The 12,387-nt window shown below is 45.3% G+C and carries 11 protein-coding genes; 9 read left to right on the forward strand and 2 right to left on the reverse strand.

Annotation, left to right across the window (positions count from 1 at the left end; all coding sequences use genetic code 11):
- Positions 1 to 11 precede the first annotated feature (11 nt).
- The 8 genes from AC1AYD_RS03300 to AC1AYD_RS03335 all read left to right on the forward strand — a co-directional run bounded on the left by AC1AYD_RS03300 (position 12) and on the right by AC1AYD_RS03335 (position 8,216).
- On the forward strand, positions 12 to 1,067 hold the full coding sequence (locus AC1AYD_RS03300) for a glycosyltransferase (protein WP_476531471.1): 1,056 nt from the start codon (positions 12 to 14) through the stop codon (positions 1,065 to 1,067).
- A 513-nt stretch (positions 1,068 to 1,580) separates the two neighbouring features.
- Positions 1,581 to 2,450 (forward strand): hypothetical protein, encoded by an 870-nt coding sequence (locus AC1AYD_RS03305; protein ID WP_476531473.1) that lies wholly within the window; start codon positions 1,581 to 1,583, stop codon positions 2,448 to 2,450.
- A 2-nt stretch (positions 2,451 to 2,452) separates the two neighbouring features.
- On the forward strand, positions 2,453 to 3,178 hold the full coding sequence (locus AC1AYD_RS03310) for a glycosyltransferase family 32 protein (RefSeq protein WP_476531475.1): 726 nt from the start codon (positions 2,453 to 2,455) through the stop codon (positions 3,176 to 3,178).
- 5 nt (positions 3,179 to 3,183) lie between these two features.
- On the forward strand, positions 3,184 to 4,263 hold the full coding sequence (locus tag AC1AYD_RS03315) for a glycosyltransferase family 4 protein (protein ID WP_476531476.1): 1,080 nt from the start codon (positions 3,184 to 3,186) through the stop codon (positions 4,261 to 4,263).
- Positions 4,250 to 5,278: a glycosyltransferase family 2 protein gene (locus AC1AYD_RS03320; protein ID WP_476531478.1), complete on the forward strand. Its 1,029-nt coding sequence runs from the start codon at positions 4,250 to 4,252 to the stop codon at positions 5,276 to 5,278. The genes AC1AYD_RS03315 and AC1AYD_RS03320 overlap by 14 nt, the downstream gene beginning before the upstream one ends.
- Positions 5,278 to 5,907, forward strand: a complete 630-nt coding sequence (locus AC1AYD_RS03325; protein ID WP_476531480.1) for a serine O-acetyltransferase — start codon at positions 5,278 to 5,280, stop codon at positions 5,905 to 5,907. Before AC1AYD_RS03320 ends, AC1AYD_RS03325 begins: the two co-directional genes overlap by 1 nt.
- A 20-nt stretch (positions 5,908 to 5,927) precedes the next feature.
- The gene (locus AC1AYD_RS03330) at positions 5,928 to 7,103 is read left to right on the forward strand and encodes a glycosyltransferase family 4 protein (protein ID WP_476531482.1); all 1,176 of its coding nucleotides are present in this window, start codon (positions 5,928 to 5,930) and stop codon (positions 7,101 to 7,103) included.
- A gap of 15 nt (positions 7,104 to 7,118) precedes the next feature.
- On the forward strand, positions 7,119 to 8,216 hold the full coding sequence (locus AC1AYD_RS03335) for a polysaccharide pyruvyl transferase family protein (RefSeq protein WP_476531484.1): 1,098 nt from the start codon (positions 7,119 to 7,121) through the stop codon (positions 8,214 to 8,216).
- Here AC1AYD_RS03335 and AC1AYD_RS03340 read toward each other — a convergent pair.
- Together AC1AYD_RS03340 and AC1AYD_RS03345 are read right to left on the reverse strand one after the other, a co-directional pair.
- On the reverse strand, positions 8,183 to 9,562 hold the full coding sequence (locus tag AC1AYD_RS03340) for a hypothetical protein (protein ID WP_476544670.1): 1,380 nt from the start codon (positions 9,560 to 9,562) through the stop codon (positions 8,183 to 8,185). The two genes, AC1AYD_RS03335 and AC1AYD_RS03340, sit on opposite strands and share 34 nt — an antisense overlap.
- A gap of 13 nt (positions 9,563 to 9,575) precedes the next feature.
- Positions 9,576 to 11,117, reverse strand: coding sequence for an oligosaccharide flippase family protein (locus AC1AYD_RS03345; protein ID WP_476531488.1), 1,542 nt, complete (start codon positions 11,115 to 11,117; stop codon positions 9,576 to 9,578).
- A gap of 152 nt (positions 11,118 to 11,269) precedes the next feature.
- Here AC1AYD_RS03345 and AC1AYD_RS03350 point away from each other — a divergent pair, with 152 nt between their 5' ends.
- Entirely contained in the window at positions 11,270 to 12,310 is a 1,041-nt protein-coding gene (locus tag AC1AYD_RS03350; protein WP_476531490.1) for an acyltransferase family protein, read from the forward strand.
- The last annotated feature ends 77 nt before the right edge of the window (positions 12,311 to 12,387 follow it).

Here is a 12,387-nt window from a genome sequence, read left to right on the forward strand (position 1 = left end):
AAGGTGTAACTATGAATCCACTGATTAGTATTATCGTCCCAGTCTACAATGTAGAGAAGTACCTTGAATATTGTTTCAATACATTGATTAATCAATCGTACACCAATATTGAAATTGTATTAGTAGATGATGGATCTACAGATTCCTCAGGTGCTTTGTGCGACAAGTTGAGAGACAGGGATTCTCGCGTTCGTGTGATTCATAAGAGCAATGCAGGTCTTGGAATGGCGCGCAATAGTGGACTTGAGGTTGCTTCCGGACAATATGTAATGTTTGTTGACTCTGACGATTTTGTCGATAACGATATGGTATCGGCCTTGTTGTCGCAGATGTTGAACAGAGATGCAGACACAAGCTATTGCGGTTACTATGAGTATTATGGCGAGGGTGATTCCAAGCCCGTCCCCGCTGCCTACGATGATCAGACGTTCAAAGGGCAGGAAGTGATTAACGACGTACTGCTTGAAATGATTGCCAGCAGGCCGGAGTGCAAAAAAGAAGCTTTGCTGTCCATGTCTGTATGGCATGCACTGTATTCAATGAAGATTATTAATGAATTTGGTCTTCGTTTCCCATCGGAACGAGAATTTATATCAGAAGACATAATTTTTGATATCGCTTATTTAAGTCATGCTTCATGTGTAACTTATATAGCAAAGCCTCTTTATTACTATCGATGCGATAATTCAACGTCGCTTACGCATACATTCAAGCCTGATTTTTTCAAAAAACAGAAGATTCAGATTCAACGAATGGAAAGAGATCTTGCTTCTGTCGCCCAGGAAAGTGAGTATAGACTAAGACTGGATCGATATTTTCTAGGGCGAACAAGGTTCTTCATAGGAATGCTTGTCTCGTATTGGAAAGGCAATAAGAGATTTAAGCTCTATCGTGAAGTTAAACGAATCATCAATGATGATTACGTGCAATCGATTATTGCGGCGTACCCGTACCGTGCTAATCCATTGCAATTGCGGTTAATTAATATGTGTGTTGCGCATAAATGCACTTTGGGTGTTATTGTCCTAGTCTATCTCAAGCAACTGAAAGATAAAAGATTCCGATGAATATCATCGCGTTCGAATTATGATTATAAAGGACAATATTACATGTCGTCATCAATAGGACAGAATATAGCGAGATTTTCCTTCAGTAATCTGAGGAATATGTTTAGGCCCTCATCAACTTTGGCGGGATGGGTTCTGATTGCCCAAGCTTACTTCTTTTTCTCATTTGCCTTGGTGTATACTTTGCACTTCCCCCGTGTGCTGTTGTACGTAGATGATGTATTGAATTGCATTTTATTCATTTTTGCACTCTATGAGAAGAGAAAAGTATCCCAGTATTGTGGTCCAATAATCACAATCATGGTTTTATACTGCGTTTTCGGAGCAATCGGAGCTGTTCTTACTGGTGAGAAGTTGTTAATTCTTGCATGGGGATATAGAAACGTAGTTCGTTACTTTATTTATTTTTATACATGTGTTGTTTGTTTGAAGAAGAGTGACATCTTTGTCGTACTGCGAGTCGTGCAGATAATTTTTTGGATTTCACTTCCTTTATGCATTTACGAAAGATTCATGGTTACGTATTCAGCTGCAACGATTATCGGTGATATGGTTGGCGGCTTGTTCTGGAACTTTTCTGGAAGCAATTTACCGTTGAATCTTGTTCTGTGTCTTACATTAATATATGTGTCTAATAAATACTTCTCAGGCGAGAGTGGCATACTATCGTTTATTCTGACTCTTTCAGCGGCGATTTTTATGTCTGCTGCAGCTGAGTTGAAAGTTTTCATTTTCGAAATCGTTATCATCCTTCTGGGATGTATGTTTGGTAATAAGATTTCGTTAAAGAATTTCTTGATAGTTGTGATTGGTGCCGCTGCATTGATGTTTTCCTCGAGTTACTTTGTTGCGCTTAACGCAAGAGGATCGGGCTATGCTGACAACTATACATTGCAGGGTTATATCGATTATGCCACAAGGACCACAGGTTATGATGGTGTTGGTGATTTGAATCGTTTTGGCGGAATCGGAGTAATCTCAGATACAATATTCCATAATGATCCGCTCAAACTTTTGTTCGGCATTGGCTTAGGGAATGCTGATTATACTAGCTTCTTCACTAGTCAGTTTTATTCTATCTATGCCTGGATGCATTATCAATGGTTCCACTCGGTCTGGATTTTCATTGAAAATGGATATGTCGGAGTGATTTTGTATCTTGCTATAATTTTTGTCACATGGCTTCATGCAGGACGCTATATTGAAAAAGGATCATTGAGAACGTTGATTCGTGTCATTGACATCGTTGCGTTCGTGATGTTCTTTTATAATATTACGTTACGAGTGGAACCTTCGGCATATCTGTATATGATGTTCTTCGCAGTTCCATATATCGTTGCGCTAGATAATGAGTCAATATATAAATATCAAGTAAAGGATTGAAAATGATTCCTAAGGTTATTCACTATTGCTGGTTTGGCGGCGCTCCGCTTCCTGAGAAAGAAAAAAAATGCATGGAAAGTTGGAAGAAGTTCGCTCCTGACTATCAGATCATTCAGTGGGATGAAACAAATTATGATGTTTCTTCCAATAAATATATGTATGATGCATATAAAATGAAGAAATGGGGTTTTGTCCCTGATTATGCTCGTTTTGACATTATCTACCAGCATGGTGGAATCTATCTTGATACCGATGTCGAACTAGTCAGGCCACTTGACGAACTACTCGAAAATCATGCGTATATGGGATTTGAAAGTGGGAAACAAGTCAACGGAGGTATTGGGTTTGGCGCCGAACCTCATAATCCTGTTATTAAGGGACTCCGAGATATGTATGATAATCTTTCGTTCATCAAAGATGACGGTGAAATTAATTTAGTTCCTAGTCCTCATTACATTACCGAGTATCTCATGAAGCTAGGTTTGCGTGATGACGATTCGATGCAAATGATTCAAGGAATGAAGATTTATCCCACTGAATATTTCGCGCCTAAGGATTATTATTCGAATAAACTTCATCTTACGGAAAATACTTTTAGCATTCACCAGTATTCTGCATCTTGGCTCTCTCCAAAGAAAAAGTTCCTCACCAAAGTGCGGAGGGTCATAGGCGAAAAGAATTACTTCCGTCTTGTCGATATCAAAAATTATCTTCTTCGTCGAAAGTGACTGATATGGCACGTATATGCTTTCTTGAGCCTGTAATCTCTCATTCCGGAGGTACTGAACGTGTCGGTATTATGATTGCTAATGAGCTTGCAAAGCGTGGGCATGAGGTCACGATTCTTAGTTTTTGGGATTACGGAGCCCCTTTTTTCACTGTAGATGAGAGCATTACAGTTGATTGCTTATTGAATCCAAAAAAGGAAGGTAAATTATTTCGAACTTATATATATCCGGTACTGAAACTTAGGGATTATATAGTTAAGCATAATTTTAACGTGCTTATCGATATAGATTCAGTTTTAGCCTATTGGTCTGTTCGATCGTTGTATGGTTTGTCTTGTAAGCATATAGTATGGGATCATTTTAATTATGTGCATGCACAGACAGAGCGTCGACGGGTGAAGGCTCTTCATCTCATCAGGCATCATGCTGATAGACTTGTTCTTCTGACGAAACAGGACGAATCAATGTACATTGATGCTGGTTTTCCTGGGAATATGGTTGAAGTGATCAATAATCCGACTCCATTCGAGAATGTTTCTCCTTCCCCGAGATCCGAGCATATCGTTCTCGCTGTCGGTCGTCTTACCAATCAGAAGGGCTGTGACAGACTTATTTCTGCGTGGTCTCGGATTTGTAACAACGTTGGTGACTGGAAATTGGTTTTTGTGGGTTCTGGTGAGTTGCATCAGCAGCTCGTAGAGCAAGCTTCAAACGCTGGAATCAGGAATATCCAATTTATCGGTACAACCCAGAATGTAGAGGCTTGGTACGATAAAGCTTCTATTTATGCCTTGACATCTCGTTATGAAGGTTTTCCTATGGTATTGCTCGAGGCAATGTCCAAAGGATTGCCGATTGTGGCTAATGACTGTCTAACCGGTCCGCGCGAATTGGTGCTTGACGGTAAAAATGGTTATCTTGTCAGCGATGGAGACATTGATAACTTTGCCAACAAACTACTGTCTCTTATCAATGATCGTGCAAAGCAGGACGTATTTTCCCAAAATGCTCTAGTCATGATTAACGATTATCATATTAAACCTATAGTTGATCATTGGGAGGCTCTGATTGATGGTCTCTTGTGAAAAAGACAGCTCCCAGCCGTTATTATCATTTGTCATTCCCGTGTATAATGCTCATTTTTCAATTGAGCATTGTCTTGATAGCATTATTTCTCAGGTCGACGTCCCTTATGAAATTATCTGTGTAGATGACGGATCAACAGATGAGAGTGCAGATATGCTCGATGCATACGTCTCGCGCTATGCGAATATTTCAGTGCTTCACATCGTCAACAGTGGACCATCTGTTGCTCGGACCCGTGGCATCCAAGCCGCGAGCGGACGCTATTTGTTGTTTGTTGACAGTGACGACTACTTTGCTGAAGGACAACTGAAATATCTTATCGCTCAGTTATGTGCACATGAGGGATATGGTGTTTATGTTTTTGGTTTTATGGAATGCCAACAAGCGGGGATGGTTCCTGAACACCGTCTTCCCTATGGATGTTCTGATGGTGTAATGGCGTTGAAGGATTTTCTCGATGTTTTTTCACGCCCTGAGAACATTTCTTTGATGAATTATCTGTTCAATAAAGTATATCGCGCAGACATCGCTAAGTCTATCGGTTTCGATTACACTGTGACATTGGGAGAGGATGCGCTTTATAATTATGAATGTTACAAGAATTGTGATTGCATATATGTAAGTCGGACTGCTGCATATGTCTACGAGAATTATTCTGATAATTCGCTTTCTCGGGGTAAAAATCTTGATTGCGTCTGGACTGCATATCAGAGGATTCTTGAAGCTATCAAGCCATTGCTAGTATCATCTGCACTTGACAATCGGTATAGTTTATTACAATTATCCTATGCTATTAGCGCATTACATGATTATGTTCGGCAGGATGATGTTGTTCTACAAGATAAATATGTTGTCAAGAATATCCTGACGTATGTTCATACGAACGGGAGATTATGGCGATTGGATGGTATCGGAAAGTTTGATGTTCTATTAATGATGTTAGCACGTATTGGCTGCGTTTCTTTGGGATTATTTGTATGCGATGCAAAAAGGATTATTAGAAAGGTGAGGTAATGAAACATATTGCTGTTTGGCTCAATATATGGCGCCTCATTATTCCGGTGTGCGTATATCTGTGTGATAAGAAATTTCGTCGATTAATACAAGCTGATCTTAAAAGATTCCTGTATTACGCTCCTCCACAGACAAAGCCCGGCTTGTATTGGATGATGCATACTCTTGTTTTTAAGAATCCCTTCCGTGCAGTATTCTATTATCGTATGCGCGTGAATCATAATTTGGGTCGTGTTGTTCAAAGTGTCTTATTGCCCGACAGGCGCGAAACGGAGATCACGGGAGATATCGGTCCTGGTTTGCTTATTTTTCACGGTCAGGCGACAATTCTCCATTGTGCCAGTGCCGGTAAGAATCTCGAGGTTTACCAGTCTGTCACCATCGGACGGAACCCATCTCATAATCGTGACGGTCGGGACATACCTGTTTTCGGTGACAATGTGACTGTGTATACGGGTAGTGTCATCTCTGGAGGAATTAACATTGGCAACAATGTTCAAATCGGGGCAGGCTCTGTAGTAATGAAAGATGTTCCTGATAATTGTGTGGTCGTTGGTAATCCTGCGCGTATTATCAAGCGAGATGGGATTCGTGTGAACGAGCCGTTAACCTGGAAGCGAGAACAATAATGCCTAGGAAGACTTTATTGATGATTCCCCCACAGTATCTTCCCGTGCCTGCCGTTCATGGTGGGGCAGTGGAACAGCTGTGCACACGTCTGATAGAGGGGAATGAACATGCTCCGAAGTTCGACATCGAAGTGTTGTCATGTCGAGACGAGCGGCTTGATGACTTTTCCTATGCCCATACGCGCATCACACAGGTATCGCCGAGTATTACGGATCGGATTCGTTCCCGTGTTCACAACAAAATTGCGTATATTACGGGTTCAAAAAGATATGTGTCTCCATCGGATTTATGGATTATGCGTAAAGCCATTCGTGGACATTATGATGTTCTTCTTGTTGAGAACGACATGCTAGCCTGTGATTGGATTACTAAGTGCAAAAGACAATCTCGTCTTATCTATCACATGCATAATGGATATGACGGGTCTAGCAAATCTCCCGAACTTGTTCGTCGCATTATGCCACATGTCGATTCATTCCTCGTCATCAGCGAGTATCTGAAAAACATAGTTACCAATGCAGCTCCCTCCGATAAAGTTCATGTCCTGCCCAACGCAATCGATGTTCGTAGTTTCCGCGATGGCGGTGACCGATTGGGCCAAAGGGAACGTCTCGGGATTGGTTCCGATGACGTCGTATTCGTGTATTCCGGGCGTATCACCAAGGAGAAAGGCGTACGTGAACTCATCGAGGCATACACTGCGCTTGCCGACGCGACGGATGTTCGCACCAAGCTGCTCATTGTAGGCAAATCGTGGTTTGGCACCGCGCAGGAATCCGACCCTTATACCACCGCTCTTACATCATTGTGCGATGGACGTGATGACATCATCTTCACCGGTTTCGTCGATCCGTCGGACATGCCGCGAGTGCTGTCCGCCGCCGACGTGGCGGTCATTCCCTCACGATGGGAGGAGCCGTTCGGATTGGTTGTGCTTGAGGCCATGTCAGCCGGGCTTACTATCATCGCCACTCGTTCCGGTGCTATACCGGAAATCGTGTCGGATGAATCAGCCTTGCTGGTCGACAACGACGACAAGACTATTGTGGAAGATCTCAAGGTTGCGATGGCCCAGTCGCTGAATCTTGACACGCGTATGTTGAAGACTGAAGCTGCACGGCATGTTCTTGATTCGTCTCCGGATTATGATGTGTCTCGTTACTTCGATAATTTCTGTAGAAAAGCGTTCCTGTAAGGATGGATCCGACTCATGCGCATACTGCTTATCAACCAAGGCCATACCGATAATATCGGTGATCGTGCCATCTCCGAGACGATGATTGAGCTGGTTCGTCGGGAATGGCCGGATGCGGAAACCGTCACTATGCCTTATATCCCTGATGAACAGCCGACGGATCTTGTGACATCGAAGAACCGCCCGGTAGAATATATCCCGGAGGAACGGATTTCAAAACCACGGAAAATCATACGCAGTGTGAAACGGGCTATCCGCAATCGCGGAAGCGAGCCAATGCGTCATCGTTATGAGCGTGTGATTCGTGAGAAACTAGGCGAACAGTCCTTCGATTTGGCTGTTATCGGTGGCGGTGAGCTCATCAAGGGGAACAAGCACCCCTTCTACTACAGTCTGCTGGCGTGGATTACCGTGCTTGCCGAGCGGCGGTGTCCCGTCGCTGTTCTAGGCGTGAGCTCCGATACTCGATTCACACGGCACGAAACCAGTGAACTCCACGATGCATTGGCTGAATGTGATCGGTTGCTGGTGAGGGATAAGCGGACTGAGGATGTATTGACGAACATGATTCATGTAGCATGTCGTTATGCTCCGGATGTTGTGTTCTCCTATAGGTTTCTGCACCAGCAGAACTATCAGGGTATCGTAGGCAGAAAACATGATGCCGTGTGCGTGTATTCTTACCATGAGCTGACTGAAATGCTCAAAAACAAGTACACGCTTCAGGAGTATTACGAAATGTGGTACCAGCTTATTCGCGAACATGCGAAGCATCCGGTAAAACTGTTGTATACCACATACTCCGATTACTGCGAATCCATCCGGTTCCAGCAGTGGATGCACGACGAAAAGCATATTAGATGTGAATTAGCTGCAATCGATAATGTGACAGATTATCTGACGGAATTGTTGGATTGTGAATCCCTGATTTCGGGTCGCATGCATTCGATGATTTTCGCTCTGCAATATGGTGTCCGCATTGTTCCCATTCCAATCAAATCGAAGCTCTCGACATTCAAGCATGAATGGCAGAATTCCGATTTTGATTGGAAGGAAATCGGTGGTCAAGTGTGCGAAGCCTATTCGCGAGAGCTGAACGCGTCGGCGGAGTGAGGCTTCGACATTGTTAGGGTGTGCCCGTTCAGCACACTCCACAGGAACAGCGGCAATGCGTAGAAGGCATATCCCTCAAACTGCAGGTAGAGGTATGCAATCAAAAACAGCCACGCCACGGTCATCGGATTCCATGCGCGCCTGCTGGTGACGATTGCCAGAATGGCCGTCACCAGCAGGATGATACCCAGCACTCCGAATTCTGCCAGAAGGCTGCTATAGACACTCATAGTGAACATGTTATGTGGTGTCGATAGATGTTGTACATCCGTCCACGTGCGGTACTCAGGGTATGGAACACCATGGTTGAGCGCTTTGAAAGCCCTGAGTCCGTTCGATATGCCTGCGCCGAATGAATCGTAGATGTTCCCTGCTCCAAAGCCGAACAGTAGGTGCGGTGGATTGTGGAGGCCGGCTTCGATGGGGATAAGGAAGCGCAGTAACCTCGCTGCCATCGACTTATCTGCTGAAAATAATCCATCGCCAAGCATTGCCTGTACGCGTGGATTGAATATGCCTGCAACTGTCAGTATGCCGATGGCGGATATCGATGAGATAGTTGCGATGAGACGTGAGCTGAATTTACGCCAATCAGTCAGCACAACGCAAGACGCCAACGCCGCAACCATACAGTCCAGCACTATCCTCACCCCGGAACCCATGACAATGGAGCCGGATGCATATATCAGAATGAGGGCGATGACCCGTCGTTTCCTCGTAAGCCAATATAGGGGCAGCAGCACACCAAACAAATGCATACCTATATAAGAGGGCTCAGCGAAAAGAAATTGTGGCCTTCCATACTTGTTGCCGACGGATTCAGTGATGTATTGCCTATTGAGCAGCATTTTGAAGAAATCGATAAGCGGTTCGACTCGGCCATGTATAGCGATGAATTCCACTATGCCAATCACAAAGGAGATGCAATATCCGGCTATCAGGATGTTAAAGGCTTTATCGAAGGAGACTTTTTTCATCGAAAAACCGATATACAGGGACAACAAACATGCTGACGCGCCGGCCAAACCGGTAACCGTCAGCCAGACCGTATCTGGTCTGAACCCGATGGTCACCCATCCGTAGACTGAGATAATCAGTAGGATGGCAGGAGCGGCGGCAGTGATAAGACCACGGCGATCAATGACCTGTAGCTCCTGCCAGTTGACTGCGACGTACAGCATGAACAACCATGGTGAAATCGGGGTCCAGAACGGCATATACCCTCCTAGGACCGTACCGTCCACGGGGAGCATAGCTATGGCGAGATATAGAATCCAAGGATAACGAGGGCGTAGCTTGTCCCGAATCAATACGCCGAGCGATTCGATATGAAGTTCCTTCAACATGATTGTAGATGTTCTATGCTTTTTGCGATTTCATGTGGAGGAATGGCAGCTTGGACAACAACGACTTTCGTTCCTCTTTGTTGAACACGATAAGCATGTTGATCGTCATCGCGATGATTGAGCATACAATGCCGGCGATGATCATCGCAATCCAGCCGTGGACATCGACAGCCATCTGATACAGTAGGCAGGCTGCGACCATGGTGACGGTGCACATAGCTCCCAATCCGATGGTCTTGTAGAACGTGTACCACGGGAGATTCAGGCATCGCGCGGCATAGATGGGCTGGAAACCGACGTAGTAGGTCAGCTGTGTGATCATGCCCACGATGGGGACCGTCCATATGCCCAGATTGGTGAATTTGAGGAGTGTCACCACGAGCGTGAGGTTGATAATGCCGACACCGAGAAGTACCAAGGCGGGGACGCGAAGCTTGTTCGTGGTGATGTAGACATTGACGATTACAGTGATGATACCAGATGCGATGAGTGGGAACAGCGTCAAGAGCGACAATGACTGCAGAAGATGGTTGTCTTGCGTGGGTACCCACGCTTCATAGAACACCCCGCCGAACACCATCAGGAAGCCGATAGGCACGGTGACGAGGAAGCCCATGACGCGAACGGAAAACAACACCTCGCGAAGCAGTTCGTCTTTCTTGCCCTGGGCGTAGAGGATGTTGATGTTCGGTACGAACACCTTCACCAGAATGGCGATGAGCTGGTTCAGGAAGTTGGGGACGGTCTTGACGAGCGCGTAGATACCACTGAAGGCCGCTCCGAGGAATAGATTGGTGATGAGAATATCGAGGGTGTTCAGCAGCGTCGTGCTCAAGCTGTTGACGGAATTCCAGATTCCGGACGATAGCAGCTTCTTCACCGAGGCAAACCGGAAATTGTGCGGATTGATTGGAATCTCCGGCATCAACTTATGCTTGTAATACAAGTTCGCCGCGCAGTTGTATATCGTGACGATCAACACAGTTCCTGTGATGAAGTAGATTTTCGCCGGCAGTAGGACGAACAGGGCGATAAGGGCAGCGGCACGGATGATGTTGCCCTCAATGTTGCGTCGCGCTTCAAGATCGAGACGGTTCTTGACATAATAGGTGCAGCCGAAAGACGCGAAGATGAGATTGATTAGAGTACCCAGGAACGCGAAGGCGAAGGCCAGCTGTACATCGACGATCAGACGTGTGGGAATGCTTAGGAAATCGGAGGCGAAAACGACGATGACGCCGAAAGGTACGGACAACACGATTGCCAGCACGGTATCGGTGACCAAGGCGGAATTGAAGTACTTGGTGGCGACGTCGTCATTGCCCTTTGCGTCCTCCATGAGAACGAAACGCGCAACCATCGAATCGAATGCCGCCGTGATGATGCTGGCAAAACCAGCGATATTGAAGGATAGTGTTACGAAGCCGTACGCTTCGCTGCCAAGTTGCTTGACGATATAAGGGGTGAGGAAGAAGTTGACGCCGAATTGGACGCAGAACGCGACCAAATTGGCAATCATATTGATTGCGAGCTGTCTTTTTGTGGCTTTAGCCATTGTTATACCTCTAACGAATGAGCTTTAAGAAAGTGCAGGACGGTTCCCTGATGCACGAATCCGCTGAATGCGTATTGCATGGAACCGTTGTCTGCTGTCCGCGTGTAAGCATAGCCTTACCGTAGGATGAAGCGACATCTGGGGGGGATGAAGTGGAAGAGGGACAGCTCGACAAAACGCTGGCGGAGGGGTGGTCCAGAGCCTATGACGCCGGGAAGGCCGTGGCCATTGTGCTTGTTGTCTTGGCGCATGTGACCAGATGGTATACGGGAGAGGGGGTTACCGTGCCATTGCGGCCGTCACATTCTTTGTCGATGTTGACGGAGTACATATATATGTTCCACATGCCGTTGTTCATCTTCGTGTCTGGATGCGTGTATGGGATTTGTATCGATCGAGGGAAATACAAGGATAATTTCCGGTTTCTGGTCAACAAGGCAAAACGACTGCTCATACCGTATTATCTGTGGGGGCTGCTGGTTGTCAGCCCTCTCATGGTAGGGCTTGGATTTGCTTATTCCTCTTACCTTCATTACGTTTTGAAATCAATTATCTTGGCTCAGGATGGACGTCATCTATGGTTCATCTTCACATTGTTCATGCTGTTTGTGATTGTAATGGTCATCAGACCTGTTATCTTGCATTATGACGGCATGATATCGACGTCTATATTGATTATAGGGGTTTTACTGTTCTTCGTTTCGCCTTATGTCGGATATACGCTGCAGCTTGCCAATATATGCAAATACTTTATCTTTTTCATGGCAGGCGTATATGTTAACCATTATCTATCAAATTATCTTTTTGATAAAAGACTTATATTTTGGATGGGAATGGTCGGTTTTGTTATTCTGAGCGGGTCTTATGTGATGCATTATCGAGTCATTGCTTTGAATGTGTTTATGCTCACTGGTGCCTTTGGCGGGATTGCAGCCATGATGGCTTTGGCATGGTGCATCCAATCGCATGCCGTGGTGTTTGATTCATGGTTGTTGCGAAACATTAGGAAGAACGCATACGGCATCTTTTTCATTCATGTTGAAATCATATACTTGGCTTTCAAACTGTTCGAACACCGCCCGGTCAATCCTTTGCTGTTCACCATTCTGGTATTCTTCGGGGCATTCGTGGTGTCCGATGCGCTTTCCGTTGTGTTAAGGAAAGCCCACCTTGGATTCATGATGGGCGAGTAGCTGGGAGTCCGAAGTTCCAGTAGAGGGGAAGGAGACAACAGCGTGGGGTTTCTTGGTGGCCCTCGTCCGTCGTTGGA

The organism is Bifidobacterium sp. LH_426, from assembly GCF_056356875.1.